The sequence below is a fragment of the Curtobacterium sp. VKM Ac-1393 genome (assembly GCF_015350995.1).
Classification (GTDB): Bacteria; Actinomycetota; Actinomycetes; order Actinomycetales; family Microbacteriaceae; genus Curtobacterium.
Genome location: NZ_JADKRW010000005.1, coordinates 236,969 through 256,645, shown reverse-complemented (window position 1 = coordinate 256,645; position 19,677 = coordinate 236,969). Strand labels below are relative to the sequence as shown.

Genomic DNA, 19,677 nt, shown 5'->3' with positions numbered 1-19,677 from the left:
GTGCAGGCTGTCCGGGTGTCCGGCAGCTACATCGACGGATGTCGGTCCACGACGCAGTGGGCGACGATGTGGAGCGCGCCGTCGCGGACCGTCTCGGTGTACGGACCGATGCGCTGCAGGGCGCTCCATGCGGTGGGGCCGAGGCGTCGGCGCTGGACGCCGCGGGACTCGATGACGACCGGCACGTCCATCCGCTCGTCGGTGACGGGGTGGCCGTCGGACCCGACCGGGCCGAGCGTGACCGAGACGACCGGCAGACCCGGGGTGGCGGTGCGGCCGTCGCCGACCATCTGCCACAGGGCCTGCAGCAGGCCGTCACGCTGCGCGGGGCTGAGGTGGCCGGCCAGCGCACCCGGATCGGCAACGCTCACCGAGCGGCCGAGGTGGTCGGACTCCGTGATCGCGTGGTACAGCCAGGTCTCGCGGCGGCCCTCGATGAGGTGCAGTCGGAGCTCGGTGGCGAGCGAGGCGGCGACGGAGCTCGAAGCGTCGGACAGCGGCAGGGGATCGGTGCCGTTCGCCACGGCGTCGAGCAGCTTCTCGGCGGCCAGGTCGAGGCGGGCGAGTTCGTCGGATGCGAGCATGCCGACCGCGAACTGGGGAGCCTGCACGTTGCTCTGCACGAGGACCCGGTCGAGCTCGCGTTGCACGAGCTGCCGGAAGCGGTGCACGACGTACAGGGCGATGGACGGGGGCACCACGACCAGGGCGAGCAGGGACACGATCGCGGGCAGGGTGGCGTTCGTGATCGGGGTCGAGGCCACGCTCATGCCGATGAACGCGAGCCCGAGGACCGCGATGGCCGCGGCGACCTCGCGGGCCGGCCGGAGGGTCGCCATCGGCAGCAGGGCGAAGCCGGCGGCGATGGACGCCGACGCGGTGTGCGCGATGTCGTGCTCGGGCCAGATGCCGATGAAGTCGAGGGTCACCACGCACGCCAGCACGACGCAGATCAGCCCGAAGGCCAGCCCCGTCAGCCGCTCGCCGTAGGTCAGCACGCTCAGGCCGACTCCGACCGCTGCGACGAGGTAGAGCGCCCATGCGGCGGCGGGCAGCCACGGGTCGGAGAACTCGGACCAGCGGACCAGGAAGTAGACGATGCCGGACACCGCTTCGATCGCGGTGAGCACCGCGGCGCCGAGGCCGAGGTACCCGGCTCCGAGCGAGGCGCCGGGCTTGGCGGCCTGGCGCAGCGACCGTGCACCGGTGGAGGTCGAGGGGAGCCCACGAGCCTGACGGCGCTCGCTGGTGCGGTACCGGTCGCGGGCTTCGCGGCGGGTGCGTGGCGGCTGCTGACCGGTGGACTCACCGGGCAGGCCACGGCTGATGGTGTCCTCGGGGACCCTGCTCATCGCGGTGCCTCCAGGACGACGGTGGTGCCGGAGCCCGGCGCGGAGAAGAGCTTGGCGTCGCCGCCGACCTCGCGCAGGCGGCTCACGACGCTCTCCTTGAAGCCGAGTCGCTCGGCGCTGACGGTGGTGAGGTCGAAGCCGACGCCGGAGTCGGTGACCATGGCGCGCACCATGTCGTTGTCGTGGACGATCGTCACGTGCGCCTCGCCGACACCCGCGTGCCGACGGACGTTCTCGAGGCACTCGCCGAGCGCGAGCAGGAACGCGTCGAGCACGTGCGACGGCAGCAGCACCTGTCCGGTGCCGTGCCAGCTGACCTCGAGGCCCATCCGCCCGAAGCGCTGCTTCACCGACTCGAGGGTCTGGCCGAGGGGGGACTCCTCTTCGCGGGTGAGTGAGTAGTCGCCGGACTGCGACGGCTGCGGGGTCGCGCCGAGTCGCAGGTGGCGCAGGAGCCGGGCGTCCTCGGCGGCCTGCTCGCGCATGGCCTGCTCGGAGACCCCGACGCCGGAGTGGGCGAGGAGCGTGAGCGTCGCGAGGACCGTGTCGTGCAGCAGCCGCGCACCCTGGCGTCGCTGCGCCTCGGTCTCGCTGGCCTGCCGCTCGGCGCGGTGCGCGGTACCGATGCTGTAGATCCGTCGTGCGACACGGGGGATGCTCCGCGAGATCCAGACGGCGACGACCGCGATGAGGACCCAGCCGAGCAGGGCACCGCTGACGGGCGTCGACAGCACGGTGCCGGTCGCCCACACCATCGCGACGGCCACGATCGCACCGGTGCCGATCGTGAGTCCGAGGCCGAACGGCTGACCACGCTGCGCCATCAGTGGTGCGGAGAGCGACCCGCCGGCGAGCGGCATCACGGCGGCGGCGACGAGCGGACGCACCGACTCGTCGACCCCGAAGAAGAGGAGCGCCAGCGAGCCGAGGCCGGTGGTCAGGATCGCGGCCGTCCACCACACCGAGCCGCTGCGGCCGAAGAACACGAGCGAGGCCACCATCGCGGCGATGCACAGCAGCGCGCCGACGAGCGGCAGGGCGGGGACCGCGGCGGCGCAGACCACGCCGACGACGCTGATGAGCGCGCAGACGATGCCCACGACACGGGTGGTCGCCCGCAGCAAGCGGTCGCGTTCCTGTGCGATGAATTCCATCGATGTCCTGGTTGGTGACGATCTGGTGTGACGGGTCGTGCCGGGTCGTGCGGGTCCGGCGCGTCGTGCCGGGTCGTGCGGGTCGTGCGGGTCGTGCGGGAAACCGAGCCTCGTTCAGTCCGGCTCCAGGCCATCAAACCACGGGCGACACCCGTTGTGGGGTGTTCGGCGCGCCGCGCCGCACGTGCCGCGCCGCACGTGCCGTGCCGCGCTCAGCCGTCGAGCAGCCGCCGCAGGTGCGCGCCGACCTGCTCGTGCTCGATGAGGAACCCGTCGTGCCCGAACTCGCTCTCGATCACCGCGGCCGTGTCGCCGTCGAGCGTGTCGGGGACGCCGGCGGCGATCCGGTGCTGGTCCTCGATCGGGAACAGCCGGTCGCTCGAGATCCCGACGACGAGCGTGCGGGCAGTCACGAGTTCGAGCGCAGCAGCGACACCACCCCGCCCGGCGCCGACGTCGTGCGAGTCCATCGCGTGCGTGAGCGTGACGTACGTCGACGCGTCGAAGCGCCGGGTGAACTTGTTGCCGTGGAAGTCGAGGTAGCTCTCCACCGAGAACCGCCCGTCGTCGCCGAGCGGTGAGACGTCGCTCTGCCACGACCGGGCGAACCGGCCGTTCAGCTCGTCGGACGCCCGGTAGGTCATCAGCGCCATCCGCCGAGCCAGCGCCAGCCCGCGGTGCGGTCCCTCGCCGACGTGGGCCTCGTAGTAGTCGCCGCCCGCGAACGCCGGGTCCATCTGGATCGCCGAGCGCTGGAGCGAGTTCGCCGCGATCTGGTCCGCCGTGGTCTGTGCCGTCGACGCCAGGACCGCGAGTCGCTGCACCCGCGCCGGGTGCGAGACCGCGAACTCCAGTGCGTGCATCCCGCCCATCGACCCGCCGACGACGGCCGCGAACACGTCGATGCCGAGCCGGTCGGCGAGCTGTCGCTGCACCTCGACCTGGTCGCGCACGGTGACGAACGGGAACCGCGAGCCCCACTCGACCCCGGAGGGTGCCACCGAGGACGGCCCGGTCGTGCCCTGGCACCCGCCGAGCATGTTCGGCGCGATCACGAACCACCGGTCGGTGTCGATCGCCAGGCCCGGTCCGACGACGTCGTTCCACCAGCCGGCGGTGCGGTGGCCGGGGCCCGGTGCACCGGCGACGTGCGAGTCTCCGGTCAGCGCGTGGAAGAGCAGGACCGCGTTGTCCCGCGCCGCGTTGAGGGTTCCCCACGACTCGTAGGCGACGCGGACGGCCGGCAGACGGCCGCCGCGCACCCACTGCTCGCCGAGGGACGCGAAGTGGCGCGCACCCGGGTGGTCGCCGGGGCGCCAGGCGCCCGTGACGGGCGGCTTGCCGAGTGTGCCGAGTTCGGCACCGGGCACCAGGGTGGACGGCACGGAGTCCTCGGGGGTCGTCTGCCAGTCCATGGTGCGTCCAGTCTGCCGGGAGGCGCGGGTCACCGCCGCCGTGTTACGTCACGCCCGCCCCGTGGCCGGGTCCCGGGCCGCGCTCGCGTCGTCCTGGCCGGGCGTCTGCGGGTCGGCGCCTGGGCGGGTGCGTGGGCGGGTGCGACAACGTCGACGTCCTACGACATCGAGGAAGTCGCACCACCGCGTCGGCAACTGTTGCACGGGCGGGGAGACGACAAGGTCGACGTCGTGCGACGTCGACCTTGTCGTTCCGCGTCGGTGCCGCGGGCGAGGAAAGGCTAGGCGCGCTGCCCCTCCTGCGAGACCGCACGGGCCGCGGCGAGCCCGGCCTCGAGGTCGGCCTTCAGGTCCGCGATGTTCTCGATGCCGACCGACAGCCGCACCAGACCCGGCGTGACCCCGGTGGTGAGCTGCTGCTCGGGCGTGAGCTGTGAGTGCGTGGTCGACGCCGGGTGGATCACGAGCGAGCGCACGTCACCGATGTTCGCCAGGTGCGAGAACAGCTGCAGGCCGTCGACGAACGCCTTGCCCGCGGGCACCCCGCCCTTGAGCTCGAACGACAGCACCGCGCCGACGCCCTTCGGCGCGTACCGGTTCGCCGCGGCGTACCAGGGCGACGTCGGCAGCCCGGCGTAGGCGACGGTGGCGACGTCGGGGTGCTGGTCGAGCCACTCGGCGATCTCCTGCGCGTTCGACACGTGTCGCTCGATGCGGAGCGACAGGGTCTCGATGCCCTGCAGCAGCGTGAACGCGGTGTCCGCCGAGTTCGACGCCCCGAGGTCGCGGAGCAGCTGCACCCGCGCCTTCACGATGTAGGCGAGCTCGTTGCCGACGGCCTCGGCGAAGACCGCACCGTGGTACGACGGGTCGGGCGTGTTGAACTCCGGGAACTTGTCCGGGTGCTGCGACCAGGCGAACTTCCCGCCGTCGACGATGATGCCGCCGATGACCGTGCCGTGCCCGCCGAGGAACTTCGTCGCCGAGTGCACCACGATGTCGGCGCCGTGCTCGAACGGACGGATCAGGTACGGGGTCGCGATCGTGTTGTCGACGATCAGCGGGACCCCGGACTCGTGCGCGACGTCGCTCACGCCGGTGATGTCGAGCACGTTGATCCTCGGGTTGCCGATGGTCTCGGCGAAGAACAGCTTCGTGTTCGGGCGGACCGCGCGGCGCCACTCCTCGAGGTCGTCCTGGTCCTCGACGAACGTCGTCTCGATGCCGAGCTTCGCCAGCGTGTACTTGAACAGGTTGTACGTGCCGCCGTAGATCGACGACGACGAGACGATGTGGTCGCCCGCGCCCGCGATGTTCAGCACGGCGTACGTCTCCGCCGCCTGGCCGGAGGCGACGAGGAGTGCGCCGCTGCCGCCCTCGAGCGCTGCGATGCGCTGCTCCACGACGTCGTTCGTCGGGTTCATGATCCGCGAGTAGATGTTGCCCGGCTTGGCCAGGGCGAACAGGTCACGGGCCTCGTCCGAGTTCGCGAACACGTACGAGGTCGTCTTGTAGATCGGCGTGGCGCGGGCGCCCGTGGTCGGGTCCGGCTGCGCGCCGGCGTGGACCTGCGTGGTCTCGAACTGCCACTGCGCGGCGTCGTGCTCGGTCATCTTGGTGCTCCTGTCCGGTGCGGCTGGGTGATGAGTTCGGGTGAGCTCGAGGGGGCCACGCCGGCCGGTCCCGAGCAGACGCGCCAGCGGCTGGTCGGCCGTGCCCGGTGGGGATGCGGCTGTGCGTCGGATGTCACGGTACGCAGGTGACCGGGCCCGCACCACCGCACCCGCCTCGGGACGTAACGCGCGCGCCCGACGCGTCACGGGCCTCCCGTCCGCGGAGCGCGACGCGGGTCGCACCGTGCGAGGTCACCTGTGGTGCGAGGTTCCATACTCGGTGCGCGCCTGCGCACCCTGCACCACGGACGGAACCTCGCACCGTTCGCGGGCGGGCCTCGCACGGTGCGAGGGAGGGCGCGGGGGCACCGCTACGCCGGATCGCGACGGAACAGCCAGTCGACCTTCGGTTCCAGCAACCAGCGCATGCCGCGCCGGACGAACGGCTGGGCGAGGAAGAGGCTGACCGCACAGGCGATCACGACCATCAGCAGCACGAACGGCCACGCGGAGTGCGGGCCGGCCAGCACGCCGGACTCGCGGATCGGGTACAGCACGAACGTGTGCAGCAGGTACACGTACATCGTCGCCGCACCGAACTGCGTGAGCCAGATGTTCCTCCGGGGGATGAGCACGAGGAACGACGCGGTCAGCAGCGTCGCGAGGAGCATCAGGCCGAAGCGGACGGCACCGGCCCACCAGGCGTCCTCGCCGAGACCCGAGTACGAGTCGTCGTAGAAGAACCAGTGGTGCAGGTCGAACTCCTTGAACTGCGGGATCCAGACGGCGCACGACACGGCCCATGCGGCGAACACCACGGCGGCGGTGACGCGGACCCGGACCACCGTGCGGCGCGAGGCCTCGTACCAACGGTCGAAGAGCCCCCACTGCTTGACCTGCCACCCGAGCAGGAAGAACGGCAGCAGGCTGATCGCGCGCGAGAGCGACAGCGTGGAGTCGACGTTGTCGAAGTAGCCGACGCCGATGCTGAACACCACGGCCCAGAACAGCGGCCACCGCAGTTGTGCCAGGTAGGGGAGGATCAGCTTGAAGATGCCCAGGGCCAGCAGGAACCACAGGGTCCAGGTCGGCTGCGTCGGGTTGAAGTCCTTGCCGCCCTCGACGATGCCCTGCACCACGGTCCAGATCGTCTGCATGATGATGTACGGCACGACGATGTCCGTGATCGTGCGGCGCATCCGCTTCGCCGTCGGGGTGTCCGCCGACGAGAAGTACCCGCTGATCACGCCGAACGCGGGCATGTGGAACGCGTAGATGAACGTGTACAGCGCCAGGGCGTGTTCGCTCGCCGGCGTCTGCCGCTGGATCGCGTGGCCGATCACGACGAGGGTCACCGCGACGAAGCGCGCCGTGTCCCACATCGGGATACGGCGCGGGGCCCGGCCGGGTTCGAGCTGCGTCGCCGGGGCCGAGGGGGCGGGAGGGGCGGCATCCGTCGTCATCGTCGGTCACGTTACCGGATCGTGACCTGGACGGCTCGGCGCGGTGCGGGAACGGTCCCGCTCGGTACGGTGGTCGGGCCGGGCCGTCACGCGCCCTGGTCACCGACGCAGGAGGCAGATCACATGGCAGCACGGCGCGCAGTCGTCACCGGAGCGAGCTCGGGCATCGGGGCGGCCACCGTCCGGCTGTTCCGGTCGCGGGGTTGGGACGTGCTCGCCGTCGCCCGCCGCGCGTCGAAGCTCGAGGCGCTCGCCGCGGAGACCGGGGCGGACATCCTGGTCGCGGACATCACGAGCGCCGCCGACGTCGAGGCGCTCGCCGCCCGTGTCGCGGAGCTCGGCGGCGCGGACGTGCTCGTGAACAACGCCGGCGGCGCGTTCGGCTCGGCGAGTGTCGAGGACTCGGACGTCGACGACTGGCGCGCCATGTTCGAGGTGAACGTGATCGGCACGAAGCGGGTCGTCGCGGCGCTGCTGCCGCACCTGCGGGACCGTGCCCGACAGGGCGGGGGAGCGGACATCGTCACCGTCACGAGCACGGCCGGCTTCGTGGCGTACGAGAACGGTGGCGGCTACAACGCCGCGAAGTTCGCCGAGCACGCCCTGGTCGGCGCACTCCGGCTCGAGCTGAACGGCGAACCGATCCGCGTCGTGGAGGTCGCTCCCGGCCTGGTGAAGACCGACGAGTTCGCGCTCACGCGGTTCCGCGGCGACGAGCAGAAGGCTGCAGCGGTCTACGACGACGTGCCGGGGCCGCTCGTGGCCGACGACGTCGCCGAGGCGATCGTGCACGCGGTGGAGCTGCCGGCGCACGTGAACCTCGACCTGATCACGATCCGGCCGGTCGCGCAGTCGGCGCAGCACAAGCTCGCTCGCGGGACGCTCACGCCGCGCTGATCCCACGCGCCGCCCGTGCGCACCGCCCGGGCGGTGGCCACGGGTCGCGGGCGCGGGGTCCCTGCCGGTACCGTGGTCGGATGCCGATCAGCAGCGAACCCGAGCCCACGGCCCCGGCTCAGTCGACCGTGACCGTGACGAGCGGGCCCGAGGTGCTCGGATGGCTGGAGTTCGGTGACGCCGCTCGCCTACTCGCGAAGGACGTGCTGTCCTCCGGCTTCGAACCCGAGGTCGTCGTCGCCGTCGCCCGCGGTGGGCTGATCATCGCCGGTGCCGTGGCCTACGCGCTCGGCACCAAGGAGTGCGGCTCGATCAACGTCGAGTTCTACACCGACGTCGAGCAGCGCCTCGACGAGCCCGTCGTGCTCGCACCCGCGCTCGACGCCCCGAGCCTGGCCGGCAAGCGCGTCCTCGTCGTCGACGACGTGTCCGACTCCGGCCGGACCCTGCGCCTCGTGGTGGACATCATCGCGGGCGCCGGTGCCGACGTGCGCAGCGCTTGCCTGTACTCGAAGCCCGGCACCGTCCTCGAACCCGACCACGTGTGGCGCCGGGTCGACGGCTGGATCACGTTCCCCTGGAGCGCCCTCGCACCGGTGACGGCCGAGTCGTGAGCATCCACCTCGTCGGCGGCGGACCCTTCGCCGCCTCGGACGCCGCTGCCCCGTTCCTCGCCGAGGCGACCGCACGCTCGGCCGCCGTCGGCCGCACGGTCCCGCGCATCGCCCTGCTCTCCGTGGCCGGCCCCGACGGCGGCAGTCCGTCGTCGACCGCCGACATCGCCGAGGTGCTCGGTGGCGCCCGCGCGGCCGAGGTCGTCGTCACCGAGGTCGCGGCCGGTCAGGTGTTCGACACCACCGTCCTGAGTGACGTCGACGCACTCGTCGTCGGCGGCGGGGTCACCCCCGACTACCTCGGAGCCATCGCACCGCTCGTCGACCAGCTCCGGCTGCTCGTCGCCGACGGCCTGCCCTACCTGGGCTACTCGGCCGGCGCGATGATCGCCGCTGACCGCGCGCTCGTGGGCGGCTGGCGCATCGGCGGCGTCGAGATCTGCCCCGAAGCAGCCTCCGAAGGGCTCGACGAGGTCGAACTCCGCGAGGGCCTCGGTCTGGTCGACCTGACCATCGACGTCCACGCGGTCCAGGCCGGCACCCTCGCGCGACTGATCGCGAGCGCCGAGGCCGAGTTCGTCACCGCCGGTCTGGCGATCGACGAGGACACCGCCCTGGTCGTCGGCGAGGGCGCGCTCGAGGTCCGCGGCACCGGCAGCGTCTGGCGGGTCATGGCCGGCGAGGAGTCGGTGTCCGTCGCCACGATGGGCGCGTAGCCGTGGTCGAGCCGCGGCCGCTCGCCGACCTGGTCGACCCCGGCTGGGCGACGGCGCTCGCCCCCGTGGAAGCCGACGTGCATCGCATGGGTGCCTGGCTCCGCGACGAGACCGCGTCCGGACGCCCGTACCTGCCTGCCGGCGCGGACGTGCTGCGGGCGTTCACCACACCCTTCGACGCCGTGAAGGTGCTCGTCGTCGGCCAGGACCCGTACCCGACACCGGGCAACCCGATCGGGCTGTCGTTCGCCGTCGACCCCGCGGTCCGTCCGGTGCCACGCAGCCTGGCGAACATCTACAAGGAGCTCGCCGCCGACGTCGGCGTGACCCCGCCCGCGCACGGTGACCTCCGCGCCTGGTCGGACCAGGGCGTCCTGCTGCTCAACCGGGTGCTCACGGTGCGTGCGGGTGACGCTGGCAGCCACCGCGGCAAGGGGTGGGAGGCCGTCACCGACCAGGCCGTCCGCGCGCTCGTCGCCCGGGCGACCCCGCTCGTCGCCGTGCTCTGGGGCGCGCAGGCCGCGTCGGTCCGGCCGCTGCTCGGCGACACCCCGGTGGTGGCGTCGGCCCATCCGAGCCCGTTGAGCGCGTCGCGGGGGTTCTTCGGCAGCCGTCCGTTCTCGCAGGTCAACGCCCTGCTGCAGGAACAGGGTGCGGCGCCGGTCGACTGGTCGCTGCCCGCTCAGTAGGCTCGGGTCCGTGCTCGAGGAGGAATACCAGCGACGGCGGATCCTGCCGCGACACCTGCGTGCCCGTCCGGCGAGCGAGACCGCGTTCGAGTACCGGATCCGTGCGGCCGAGGCGAGTGACCTGCCCGACGTGCGTGAGATCCACACGCACTACGTCCGCAACTCGTCGGTGACCTTCGACCCGTCGGCGTTCACCTTCGCCCGGTGGAAGCAGCGCTACGACGACATCCGGAAACGCCAGCTGCCCTTCCTGGTGGCCGAGAACCCGGCTGGGCAGATCCTCGGCTACGCCCTGGTGGACGCCTGGAACCCGCGTGACCGGTCGAACCGCGTGGTCGAGGACTCGATCTACCTCGGTGCCGCGTCCGGCGGCAAGGGGCTTGGGCGTGCGCTCATGGAGGCGCTGCTCGACGAGTGCCGCGCCGCCGGGGTCCGTGAGGTCGTCGCGGTCATCGCCGACCGCCAGGCCGAGGCCTCGATCCGCCTGCACGAGCGGCTCGGCTTCGAGGAGGTCGGCCGGATGGGCAAGGTCGGCTACAAGTACGACCGGTGGCTCGGCACGGTGACGATGCGGCTGCGGTTGCGCGGCCCCCGGCTCTTCGCGCGCAAGTAGCGGCGTTCGGCGCGCCCGGCGTGCGCCGCCGAGGTTCCGAGATCTGCGCACCGCGGCAGCGGTGCACAGCGTGTCACGCGACCTGGACGGACGACGCGTGGCGTGTCGTCAGGCCGGCTCGGGTCGGACGGGAGGCCCGTGGCGGCGTGTCCCCGGGCCTCCCGTCCGTCGGTGGGTCGCGTCTCAGGCGCGTGAGGTTCCGAGATCTCGGCACCTCGACGCGCGCCGACACCGTGTCGTGGAACCGCGGCGACCCGCCAGCGGCGTGTCGTGCGACCCGGGCGAACCGCCTGCGGCGTGTCGCCCGGGCAGCGGGCCGGGCCCGGCAGCGGGCCGGACCCGGCCCAGCCCCGGGCCCGGCCCCGGTCAACCGCGCGGCGCCTCGGCGGTGAACTCGTCGTGCGTGATCCGCACGAGCGCCGTGGTCGCGGCCGCCGCGGCGGCCCCGTCACCCGCCACCAGCGCGCGCCCGACGGCCTCGTGCCGGAGCGCCGCCTCGCGCGTCCAACGCGTGATCGTGTCCCGCGACTCCGAGGTGCGGGTGCGCAGCAGCGCCTCGACGGTGCCGGCGAAGTGCGCGAACACGGCGTTGCCGGACCCGGCGAGCAGGGCGCGGTGGAACCGGACGTCGGCCTCGAGGTAGGCGCGGCTGTCCTCGCGCCCGCAGGCGTCGAGCATGTCGCCGGCGGCCAGCGCGACCGCTGCGGCGCCGGATCCGCCGGCGGTCAGCGATGCCGCGACGGGCTCCACACCGAGCCGCAGTTCGAGCAGTTCTCGCTGCTGCACGAAGTAGGCGGGCGACGCGCCGCGCCACCGGATGACGGTCGGCGCGAGCAGTTCCCACGACCCGATCCCGAGCACCTGCGTGCCGACGCGCTGCCGGGGTTCGACGAGTCCGAGGGACTGCAGCACGCGGAGCGCCTCGCGCACGACCGACCGGGACACACCGAACTCCTGGGCCACGGCCTCCGGTCGGACGACCGTGCCGGGGTCGATCGCGCCGTCGACGATGCGCTGCCCGAGGGTGTCGAGCACGTGGGCGTGGAGTCCTCGGGCCGGGGGCATCGTTCCTCCATGCAGTACGGGTCGCGCAGTCGGCGTGACGTCGGTCCCATCGAAACGGCAGACTGCGACGGAGAGCGGATGGCGCGCGGCAGATCGTCGTATAGTCTGATTAATCAGATTATTGAGGATCGGCTCGTGCAGCGCCAGCCGTCCTCGACACCAAGGCGACGGAGCCGCGCGGCAGCGGCTCCAGGAAGGGGCACCGATGCCTCACGCTCCAGTCCACGCGCTCGCCCACCCCGTCGCGGTCCTCGCGGCCGAGGGCAGTGGCACCGAGACAGTCGACCCGTCCGGTCCGATCCCGCAGCTGATCATCGCGGCCCTGGTCGGCATCGTCGTGATCATCGCGCTCATCACCTGGCTCAAGGTCCACCCGTTCATCGCGCTCGTGATCGGTGCCCTCGGCGTCGGGATCGGTGCGGGGCTCGCGCCGGACAAGGCGGTCGTGAGCTTCGGCAACGGCTTCGGCGCGACGATGACGAGCGTCGGCATCCTGGTCGGTCTCGGCTCGATGTTCGGCAAGATGCTCGTCGACTCGGGTGCCGCCGACCGCGTGGTGGACACCCTCGTCCGCAGGTCGTCGAAGGCGGCACTGCCGTGGACGATGGCCCTGATCGGGGCACTGATCGGTCTGCCGATGTTCTTCGAGGTCGGCCTCGTGCTCCTCATCCCGATCATCGTGCTCGTCGCCAAGCGCAGTTCCGTGCCGATCATGAAGATCGCCGTGCCCGCCCTGGTCGGCCTGTCGACGATGCACGCCTTCGTCCCGCCACACCCCGGCCCGCTCGTCGCCATCTCGACCGTCGGCGCGAACCTCGGCACCACGCTCGCCTTCGGCATCGTGCTGGCGATCCCGGTCGTCATCCTGGCCGGTCCGGTCTTCGCGCAGTTCGCCGCCCGCTGGGTCGACATCCCCGCCCCCGACCTGTTCGGGTCGCGTGGGTCGGACTCCGGGTCGGCGTCCGGTCCGCAGGACCCCGCTTCGGGCGGACGGGAGGCACGGCGCGGCTCCGCCACGCAGGACACCGCGTCCCTCCCCAACGGGAAGAGCGACTTCACGCGCGTCATCAGCGAGCCCCGCAGCCCGTCCTTCACCGTCGCGCTCGTCGGCATCCTGCTGCCCGTCGTCCTCATGCTCGCCCAGGCCATCCGCGAGGCGACGATGCCGGACGCGGCCGGCTCGTGGGTGAGCCTGCTCGACTTCCTCGGGTCGCCGATGATCGCGATCGGCATCGCTGCGATCTACGCGATGGTCTTCTTCGCGATCGGCGGCGGCATGGACCGCTCCGCCGTGGCGAAGTCGCTCGAGAGCGCCCTGCCCCCGGTCGCCGGGGTCCTGCTCATCGTCGGTGCCGGCGGTGGGTTCAAGCAGGTGCTCATCGACACGGGCATCGGCGGCGTGATCGCCGACGCCGTGAAGGACTCCGGCGTCTCGGTGCTGCTCGTCGCCTGGGTCGTGTCGGCCCTGGTGCGCGTCGCCACCGGTTCCGCCACGGTCGCCACCGTCACCGCCGCGGGCATCATGGCCCCGATCGCCGCGGACCTGTCCACGCCGGTGACGTCGCTGCTCGTGCTGGCGATCGGTGCGGGCTCGGTGTTCCTGTCGCACGTGAACGACGCCGGGTTCTGGCTGGTGAAGGGCTACCTGGGCACCACCGTGGGGCAGACGTTCAAGACGTGGACGGTGCTCGAGTGCCTCATCTCGGTGCTCGGTCTGCTCGGCGTGCTGCTGGCCGGGGTGTTCATCCGATGAGCGGCGACTCCGCTCTGGATGCGCGTGTCCTGGTGGTCATGGGGGTCTCCGGTTCGGGCAAGTCGACCGTCGCCGCGATGGTCGCCGAGCAGCTCGGGTGGGAGTTCGCCGAGGGCGACGCCATGCACCCGCAGGCGAACGTCGACAAGATGCACGCCGGCACGCCACTGACCGACGAGGACCGCTGGCCGTGGCTCGACGTCGTCGCCGGCTGGATCCGCGGGCACCTCGACGCCGGCACACACGGTGTCGTGACCTGCTCGGCGCTGAAGCGGTCCTACCGCGACGTGCTGCGGGCCCCCGGGGTGGTGTTCGTGCACGTCGCCGGTGACGGTGCGCTGATCGAACAGCGCATGTCGCAGCGGTCCGGGCACTTCATGCCGACGTCGCTGTTGCAGTCCCAGCTCGCGACGCTCGAGCCGCCGCAGGACGACGAGGCGCACCTGACGATCGCGGCCGACCGGACTCCGGAGGAGGAGAGTGCCGAGGTCGTCGAGCGGCTCGGGCTCGGCGGCCGCTAGCCAGCTGCTGCCGGAGTCGAGTCGGATCCGGTGCCGGCGCGGCTGGCTTCGGACACCAGTTGCGCTGCAGCGGCGGCGAGCTGCGCGTTCGACGTCACCGTCGTGCCGTCCTCGAGCACGCTCGTGTCCTCGAGCCCGGTGCGGATCGCGTGGCCACGCGCGAGGGCCCGGCGGCTCACCTGCCACGAGGCCGCACCGATGCCGTGGTGCAGCTGGGGGAGCCGGACCCCGGCGGCGGCGATGACCGACTCCATCTCGGCATCGAGCGCGAGCGCGTCGTCGACGTCGTCCACGAGTGGCTCGACGACGAGACGGACGAACCGGTCGTGGCCGCCCTTCCGGACGAACCGCTCGGCGTCGTCGGTGCTCAGCACGCACGCCTCGACCCCGACGCCGCGACGAGCGAGCACGGCGGTGACCTCGTCGATCCCGTCCTCGCCTTGGTTCGCCGCGATCAGGTCGGGCAGTTCCGTCCACGAGGACACGAGCGCCAGACGCTCGCGCGGGTCGGGCACGATCGCCGCGAACGTCGTCACGTTGAGCGGGATCCCCGGGCACGCGGCCCGCACGGCACGGAGCATCCGCCCGACCGGTCCGGCGGCGAGCGACTCGACGCCGTCGTCGTCGAACGCGTGCAGGTGGAGCAACGTCGCGCCCGCCGCCACGCAGGCTGCCGCGTCGCGGGCGATCTCGTCCGGTGTGCGCGGCATCGCCGGGTGGGTGGTGTCGCCGTTCAGGGCGAGTTGCAGGTCGGGCACGTCGTCGCTCCTCAGCTGAACCGGATGGGGGTGCCGACCGGCAGCGCGGCCAGGGTGCGGGTCATCTCCGCGGAGATCCGGACGCAGCCGTGCGAGCTGCCGGTCGGGTCGGGGTAGTAGTGCAGCGCCGTCAGTGCCGCGTTGCCGCCGTACGACGGGATCCGCGACGAGTGCGCGCCGGTCAGGATGATCGGGTTGCCCTGCGTGTAGGTCACGCGGGTGTCGACGTACGCCGCCTCGACGTAGGTGGCGGTGTCCGATGGCGTTGGGTCCTCGGGAGTGCCGAGCCGGGCCCCCTCGGTCGCGGTGACCTGGCCGCTCCGGGTGACGACCGACACCGTGCTCGCGGCGACGTCGACGCGGATCATCCGGTCGGTGTCGGCGACGGTGAAGTCCGCGGCCCGGGCCCAGGCGAACGTGGCGCTCGGCGCGTCCGGATCGCCGCCGTCACCCGGCGTGCGGTTCCGTGCCGGGGTGGACACGAGGAGCATGCCGCCGTCGACGCCCGGCGACCGGCCCCAGACCGCGGTGGCGGCGGGCAGGTCGATCGTCGACACCCGGTGGGACAGCGTCGCCACCGGGCGGGCACGGCTCGACGGGCTGGCGTACAGGGCCACGAGGTCGTGCCGCGGGGTGGCGATCTGCCAGGTGTCCGTGGGGCGGACGTCCCCGCCGTCGAGCAGTTCGGGGACGACGCCGTCGTGGAACGCCAACGGCAGTGCGGCGAGGGTGGCGGCCGACGGCGCCCGGGGGACGGCCGCGAGCGTCGGGGTGGGGGTCGGCGTCGGCGTCGCGGTCGGAGCGGCCCGAGCAGCGCGTGTCGGGTCGGCGTCCGGACGATCGGCGGTCACCCCCACGACGACGGCTGCCGCCACGGCGAGCGCCGCCGCACCCCCGACCACGGCGATCCAGGCCCTGCGTCGCATCGACATCCCCCTGTGCTCGCGGTGTCGGTCAGCGCTCGGTGACCCGGCCGGCGTCGACGTGCCACTGCCGGTCGAGGCGAACGGTCTCCAGCATGCGCCGGTCGTGCGTGACGAGCAACAGGGTCCCGTCGTAGGACTCGAGCGCCTGTTCCAACTGCTCGATCGCCACCAGGTCGAGGTGGTTCGTCGGCTCGTCGAGCACGAGCACGTTCACCCCGCGGGCCTGCAGCAGCGCGAGGCCCGCTCGGGTGCGTTCGCCGGGGGAGAGCGCCGACGCGGGTCGTCCGACGTGGTCCGCCTTCAGCCCGAACTTCGCGAGCAGCGTCCGGACGTCGGCGGTCGTGTACTCGGGGACGATCGCCTCGAACGCCGCGGCGAGGGACTGGTCGCCGGTGAAGGCCGCGCGGGCCTGGTCGACCTCACCGACGGCGACGCTCGACCCGAGCGACGCCGTGCCCGTCGTCGGCGCCTGCTTGCCGAGCAGTGCCCGGAGCAGCGTCGACTTGCCGGCGCCGTTCGGCCCGGTGATGCCGATGCGGTCACCGCCGTCGACCTGCAGCGACACCGGGCCGAGCGTGAAGTCGCCCTGCGAGAAGGTGGCGTCGGACAGGGTGGCCACGACCGCCGACGACCGGGGCGCGCTGCCGATCGTGAACTCGAGCTGCCACTCCTTGCGGGGCTCCTCGACCTCGTCGAGCCGCGCGATGCGGGACTCCATCTGCCGGACCTTCTGCGCCTGCTTCTCGCTCGACTCCGAAGCGGCCTTGCGCCGGATCTTGTCGTTGTCCGGAGCCTTCTTCATCGCGTTGCGCACGCCCTGGCTCGACCACTCGCGCTGCGTCCGGGCACGGGAGACCAGGTCGGCCTTGGTGGAGGCGTAGTCGTCGTACGCGTCGCGCTTGTGCTGACGGGCGATCTCGCGCTCCTCGAGGAACGAGTCGTAGCCGCCGCCGAACAGCCGGTTCGACGACTGCGCCAGGTCGAGCTCGAGCACGCTCGTCACCGAGCGTGCGAGGAACTCCCGGTCGTGGCTGACGAGCACGACCCCGCCGCGCAGGCCCCGGACGAACCCCTCGAGTCGGTCCAGCCCGTCCAGGTCGAGGTCGTTGGTGGGCTCGTCGAGCAGGACGATGTCGAACCGCGAGAGCAAGAGTGCGGCGAGCCCGACCCGAGCGGCCTGCCCGCCGGACAACGCGGTCATGAGCGAGTCCGGTCCGACGCCGTCGTCGTCGGCGCCGACCTCGAGCCCGAGGTCGGCCAGCACGGCGGGGATGCGGTCGTCCAGGTCGGCGGCGCCGGCGGCGAGCCACCGGTCGAGTGCCGTCGAGTAGCGATCGGCCGCGGCGTCGCCGGAGTCCGGGGCACCGAGTGCGGCGGCCGCGGCGTCCATGGCCTCGGTCGCTTCGGCCGAGCCGGTCCGGCGGGCGATGTACGCGGCGACGGTCTCGCCTGCGATCCGCTCGTGCTCCTGGGGGAGCCACCCGACGAACGCGTCGGTCGGTGCCAGTGACACCGTGCCGGCGAGGGGCTCGTCGACGCCGGCCAGCAGCCGGAGCAGGGTGGACTTGCCGGCGCCGTTCACGCCGACGACGCCGATCACGTCGCCCGGTGCCACCGTGAGGTCGAGGGAGTCGAACAGCGTGCGTGCGGCGTACCCGCCGGACAGGCCCTTGGCGACGAGCGTGGCGGTCATGCGCCCATCGTCCCACGCGGCGGGCGACCGACCCGCCGTCGCCGCACGGTGCGCGTTTCGTGCGTTGGTGAGGGGGTGCACGCTCGGTGCGGTGCAGCAGGTGGGCACGGTGTGCGCAAGCACGCACCGGATCACGGAAGCCGCACCGTGCGCGCGAGGGTCAGCTGCGGGGAACCGCGAGCCGGCCGGCGCCGAGCGGCAACACGCCCGCCCGGTACTCGAGCACCTCGGCGTCGCCGACGGTCGCCGTGGCCGAACCGAAGCGCCACGCGCGGTTGTACAGGTACACGCCCACCACGGTGTCACCGTCGTCGGCGACCGCCCACGTGCCGGTGCCCCACTGCGCCGGGTGGCCGACCCCGTCGATCGTGACGGTCGGACGGGCGAACCAGGTGAGCAGGGGGCGGGCGAGTCGGAGTTCGATCCGGCGCTTCGTCGTGCCGGAGGGGAGAGTCGTGTCCACCACCGCAGGATAGGGCCAGCGGATCCGTCGCCACCGCACCGTTGCCGTCTCATTGGTGCCGCCGCACCGGCGCCCGCGCACCTGTGCCCGCACACTCCTCGCACCCGTACCGTGGCCGCCATGACCACCACCGTCCTCGTCGCCGGCGCCACCGGAGACCTCGGCGGACGCATCGTCCGCGAGCTCCTGCAGCACGACACCCGCGTCCGCGTCCTCACCCGCCCGAGCACCGAGACGCCGAGCACAGCACACCGTCGTTTCGCCGACGAGGACCGCGTCGACGTCGTCACCGCGGCCTACACGGACGCACCCGCCCTGGTCGCGGCGCTCGCCGGGGTCGACGTCGTCGTCTCCGCGGTCAGCGGCACCCGCGCCGTGATCGTCGACGCCCAGCGCGCCCTGCTCACCGCAGCCGTCGAGGCCGGCGTCCCGCGGTTCATCCCCTCGGACTACGCCGCCGACTACCGCTCGATCAGCCCCGGCTCGAACCGCAACTTCGAGCTCCGGCGCGAGTTCGCCGCCACGCTCGACGCCGCACCGATCCGTGCGACCTCGGTGCTGAACGGCGCGTTCACGGACATGCTGACCGGCCAGGCGCCGCTGATCCTGTTCGACCGCCAGCGGGTGCTCTACTGGTCGTCGGCCGACCAGGTGCTCGACTTCACCACGAAGGACGACGTCGCGCGCGTGACGGCGCTCGTCGCACTCGACGCGGACGCACCCCGCGTGGTCGAGGTCGCCGGTGACCGCGTCACGGCACGGTCGATCGCCGACACGATGTCACGACTGACCGGCAAGCGCTTCCGGCTGCAGTGGGCGGGCACCACCGGCACCCTGTCGGCGATGGCCGGTGTCGGCCGCCGCCTGTCGAAGCAGGGCGACGCCGAGCCGTTCCCGGCGTGGCAGGGCATGCAGTACTTCGTGAGCATGTTCAGCGGCGAGGCCGAGCTCCACCACGTCAACGACGATCGCTACGGGCCCCACGAGTGGACGAGTGTCCGCGACGTGCTCGCCACCCACCTGGGCGTCTGACCGGCTCCGGATCCGGTCAGTTCGCCGCGGTGTACGCGTCGAGCACCGTGCGGCTGATCCGGCCGCGTTCTGCGACCTCGTACCCGTTCGCCGTTGCCCAGGTGCGGACCGTCGTCGGGTCCGGACGCTGCTGCGGTTCCTCGGCGCCCCGGTCGTGGACGGGCGGCACCTCCTGCGGGCCGATGCCGGCGATGCGCTCCGTGGCGTCGCGCAGGCCGAACGACGTCAGCAGCGGTGCCCACAGTGCCTTCAGCTGGGTCTCGAGCTGGTCGTCCGGCACCGTTCGTGTGCCGTCGACGAGACCGAAGGTGGCGTTCAACGCCATGCTCGCCGACGCGGCCGAGACGCGTCCGGCATCGATCTCGCCCGCGTCCGCCGCTGCCCGGAGGTGCCGGAGCACCATCTGCCCCCAGTCGAAGCCCCGGGGGCGAGCGGCGCCGCTCTGGGCGAACTCGCGGAGCAACCGGATCGCACCGTGCGCCACGGGGCAGGCCCGTGCGTCCAGCCCGGCGGTCAGGAGCAGGGCGACGAGGTGGTCGATGCCGGCCGGGAACGGGATGGCGTCGTCGATGCGGTTCCACCGGTGCTGCTGGTGCTCGATGACCGCCGTGGCGAGCGCGAGCTTCGACGGGAACAGGTGGTAGCCGATCGCGGACTTCGGTCGTCCCATCGCCTCGGCGATCCGACTGAAGGACGATCCCTCGTAGCCGTCCTTGCCGAACTGCTCGCCAGCCGCCTCGACGATTGCCTGCCGGGTGACGGGGATCGCCGTGTCTCGCTCGTTCATGTGCTCCCGTGTTCGTCCGCGCCGGACTCCGCGGGCGCCTCGACACCCAGCATAGGACGCCACTGAGGGGTTTATCAGACGATCGTCTGAGGAATCCAGGTCGACCCGCAACTTCGCCGGGCACCGTGCTCTCATCCTCGTCGGCTCCTCGAA

The 19,677-nt window shown here is 72.4% G+C and carries 19 protein-coding genes; 8 read left to right on the top strand and 11 right to left on the bottom strand.

The genetic code is table 11. From position 1 onward, the window contains the following. Window positions 1-26 precede the first annotated feature (26 nt). From ITJ59_RS13005 to ITJ59_RS12985, 5 genes are all read right to left on the bottom strand, one after another. The gene (locus ITJ59_RS13005) at window positions 27-1,352 is read right to left on the bottom strand and encodes a hypothetical protein (RefSeq protein WP_194651623.1); all 1,326 of its coding nucleotides are present in this window, start codon (window positions 1,350-1,352) and stop codon (window positions 27-29) included. Continuing rightward, window positions 1,349-2,506 carry a sensor histidine kinase gene (locus tag ITJ59_RS13000; RefSeq protein WP_194651621.1) on the bottom strand — a complete coding sequence of 386 codons (1,158 nt, stop codon included), beginning with the start codon at window positions 2,504-2,506 and terminating at the stop codon, window positions 1,349-1,351. Before ITJ59_RS13000 ends, ITJ59_RS13005 begins: the two co-directional genes overlap by 4 nt. Before the next feature lie 212 nt (window positions 2,507-2,718). Further along, a complete protein-coding gene (gene metX, locus ITJ59_RS12995) occupies window positions 2,719-3,921 on the bottom strand; it encodes a homoserine O-acetyltransferase MetX (protein ID WP_194651619.1) in 1,203 nt (400 codons plus the stop codon). A gap of 281 nt (window positions 3,922-4,202) precedes the next feature. Further along, entirely contained in the window at window positions 4,203-5,534 is a 1,332-nt protein-coding gene (locus tag ITJ59_RS12990; RefSeq protein WP_194651617.1) for a bifunctional o-acetylhomoserine/o-acetylserine sulfhydrylase, read from the bottom strand. 371 nt (window positions 5,535-5,905) lie between these two features. Further along, entirely contained in the window at window positions 5,906-6,997 is a 1,092-nt protein-coding gene (locus tag ITJ59_RS12985; protein WP_194651615.1) for an acyltransferase family protein, read from the bottom strand. 123 nt (window positions 6,998-7,120) lie between these two features. Here ITJ59_RS12985 and ITJ59_RS12980 point away from each other — a divergent pair, with 123 nt between their 5' ends. The 5 genes from ITJ59_RS12980 (at window position 7,121) to ITJ59_RS12960 (ending at window position 10,526) form a co-directional block, all read left to right on the top strand. Then, complete coding sequence (locus tag ITJ59_RS12980; RefSeq protein ID WP_194651613.1) at window positions 7,121-7,894, top strand: SDR family oxidoreductase; 774 nt, start codon at window positions 7,121-7,123, stop codon at window positions 7,892-7,894. Between the two features lie 80 nt (window positions 7,895-7,974). Next, on the top strand, window positions 7,975-8,508 hold the full coding sequence (locus tag ITJ59_RS12975; RefSeq protein WP_228511473.1) for a phosphoribosyltransferase: 534 nt from the start codon (window positions 7,975-7,977) through the stop codon (window positions 8,506-8,508). After that, window positions 8,505-9,224, top strand: a complete 720-nt coding sequence (locus tag ITJ59_RS12970) for a Type 1 glutamine amidotransferase-like domain-containing protein (RefSeq protein WP_194651611.1) — start codon at window positions 8,505-8,507, stop codon at window positions 9,222-9,224. Before ITJ59_RS12975 ends, ITJ59_RS12970 begins: the two co-directional genes overlap by 4 nt. Window positions 9,225-9,226: 2 nt before the next feature. Further along, window positions 9,227-9,913 (top strand): uracil-DNA glycosylase, encoded by a 687-nt coding sequence (locus tag ITJ59_RS12965; RefSeq protein WP_194651609.1) that lies wholly within the window; start codon window positions 9,227-9,229, stop codon window positions 9,911-9,913. 10 nt (window positions 9,914-9,923) lie between these two features. After that, entirely contained in the window at window positions 9,924-10,526 is a 603-nt protein-coding gene (locus ITJ59_RS12960; protein WP_194651607.1) for a GNAT family N-acetyltransferase, read from the top strand. 366 nt (window positions 10,527-10,892) lie between these two features. On the opposite strand, the gene ITJ59_RS12955 is transcribed toward ITJ59_RS12960, so the two are convergent. Further along, a complete protein-coding gene (locus tag ITJ59_RS12955) occupies window positions 10,893-11,591 on the bottom strand; it encodes a FadR/GntR family transcriptional regulator (RefSeq protein WP_194651606.1) in 699 nt (232 codons plus the stop codon). A gap of 205 nt (window positions 11,592-11,796) precedes the next feature. Here ITJ59_RS12955 and ITJ59_RS12950 point away from each other — a divergent pair, with 205 nt between their 5' ends. Beyond that, window positions 11,797-13,344 (top strand): GntP family permease, encoded by a 1,548-nt coding sequence (locus ITJ59_RS12950; RefSeq protein WP_228511472.1) that lies wholly within the window; start codon window positions 11,797-11,799, stop codon window positions 13,342-13,344. After that, a complete protein-coding gene (locus ITJ59_RS12945) occupies window positions 13,341-13,865 on the top strand; it encodes a gluconokinase (RefSeq protein WP_194651604.1) in 525 nt (174 codons plus the stop codon). The genes ITJ59_RS12950 and ITJ59_RS12945 overlap by 4 nt, the downstream gene beginning before the upstream one ends. Here the strand turns inward: ITJ59_RS12945 and ITJ59_RS12940 are convergent. From ITJ59_RS12940 to ITJ59_RS12925, 4 genes are all read right to left on the bottom strand, one after another. Continuing rightward, window positions 13,862-14,623, bottom strand: coding sequence for a 3-keto-5-aminohexanoate cleavage protein (locus ITJ59_RS12940; protein WP_194651602.1), 762 nt, complete (start codon window positions 14,621-14,623; stop codon window positions 13,862-13,864). The genes ITJ59_RS12945 and ITJ59_RS12940 overlap by 4 nt on opposite strands. 11 nt (window positions 14,624-14,634) lie before the next feature. Next, window positions 14,635-15,549 carry a L,D-transpeptidase gene (locus ITJ59_RS12935; protein ID WP_194651600.1) on the bottom strand — a complete coding sequence of 305 codons (915 nt, stop codon included), beginning with the start codon at window positions 15,547-15,549 and terminating at the stop codon, window positions 14,635-14,637. A 28-nt stretch (window positions 15,550-15,577) separates the two neighbouring features. Further along, window positions 15,578-17,242: an ABC-F family ATP-binding cassette domain-containing protein gene (locus tag ITJ59_RS12930; RefSeq protein WP_194651598.1), complete on the bottom strand. Its 1,665-nt coding sequence runs from the start codon at window positions 17,240-17,242 to the stop codon at window positions 15,578-15,580. A gap of 160 nt (window positions 17,243-17,402) precedes the next feature. Further along, a complete protein-coding gene (locus ITJ59_RS12925) occupies window positions 17,403-17,705 on the bottom strand; it encodes a hypothetical protein (protein WP_194651596.1) in 303 nt (100 codons plus the stop codon). 120 nt (window positions 17,706-17,825) lie between these two features. Between ITJ59_RS12925 and ITJ59_RS12920 the strand changes: the two genes are divergently transcribed. Beyond that, complete coding sequence (locus ITJ59_RS12920) at window positions 17,826-18,737, top strand: NmrA family NAD(P)-binding protein (RefSeq protein WP_194651594.1); 912 nt, start codon at window positions 17,826-17,828, stop codon at window positions 18,735-18,737. 16 nt (window positions 18,738-18,753) lie between these two features. On the opposite strand, the gene ITJ59_RS12915 is transcribed toward ITJ59_RS12920, so the two are convergent. Further along, the gene (locus tag ITJ59_RS12915) at window positions 18,754-19,524 is read right to left on the bottom strand and encodes an Lsr2 dimerization domain-containing protein (protein WP_194651592.1); all 771 of its coding nucleotides are present in this window, start codon (window positions 19,522-19,524) and stop codon (window positions 18,754-18,756) included. Window positions 19,525-19,677: the final 153 nt, after the last annotated feature.

Excerpts from the sequence above, each read along its gene's own strand:
- ITJ59_RS13005 (WP_194651623.1), bottom strand. The coding sequence starts at position 1,352 with ATGAGCAGGGTCCCCGAGGACACCATCAGCCGTGGCCTGCCCGGTGAG.
- ITJ59_RS13000 (WP_194651621.1), bottom strand. The coding sequence starts at position 2,506 with ATGGAATTCATCGCACAGGAACGCGACCGCTTGCTGCGGGCGACCACC.
- metX (WP_194651619.1), bottom strand. The coding sequence starts at position 3,921 with ATGGACTGGCAGACGACCCCCGAGGACTCCGTGCCGTCCACCCTGGTG.
- ITJ59_RS12990 (WP_194651617.1), bottom strand. The coding sequence starts at position 5,534 with ATGACCGAGCACGACGCCGCGCAGTGGCAGTTCGAGACCACGCAGGTC.
- ITJ59_RS12985 (WP_194651615.1), bottom strand. The coding sequence starts at position 6,997 with ATGACGACGGATGCCGCCCCTCCCGCCCCCTCGGCCCCGGCGACGCAG.
- ITJ59_RS12980 (WP_194651613.1), top strand. The coding sequence starts at position 7,121 with ATGGCAGCACGGCGCGCAGTCGTCACCGGAGCGAGCTCGGGCATCGGG.
- ITJ59_RS12975 (WP_228511473.1), top strand. The coding sequence starts at position 7,975 with ATGCCGATCAGCAGCGAACCCGAGCCCACGGCCCCGGCTCAGTCGACC.
- ITJ59_RS12955 (WP_194651606.1), bottom strand. The coding sequence starts at position 11,591 with ATGCCCCCGGCCCGAGGACTCCACGCCCACGTGCTCGACACCCTCGGG.
- ITJ59_RS12950 (WP_228511472.1), top strand. The coding sequence starts at position 11,797 with ATGCCTCACGCTCCAGTCCACGCGCTCGCCCACCCCGTCGCGGTCCTC.
- ITJ59_RS12945 (WP_194651604.1), top strand. The coding sequence starts at position 13,341 with ATGAGCGGCGACTCCGCTCTGGATGCGCGTGTCCTGGTGGTCATGGGG.
- ITJ59_RS12935 (WP_194651600.1), bottom strand. The coding sequence starts at position 15,549 with ATGCGACGCAGGGCCTGGATCGCCGTGGTCGGGGGTGCGGCGGCGCTC.
- ITJ59_RS12930 (WP_194651598.1), bottom strand. The coding sequence starts at position 17,242 with ATGACCGCCACGCTCGTCGCCAAGGGCCTGTCCGGCGGGTACGCCGCA.
- ITJ59_RS12920 (WP_194651594.1), top strand. The coding sequence starts at position 17,826 with ATGACCACCACCGTCCTCGTCGCCGGCGCCACCGGAGACCTCGGCGGA.
- ITJ59_RS12915 (WP_194651592.1), bottom strand. The coding sequence starts at position 19,524 with ATGAACGAGCGAGACACGGCGATCCCCGTCACCCGGCAGGCAATCGTC.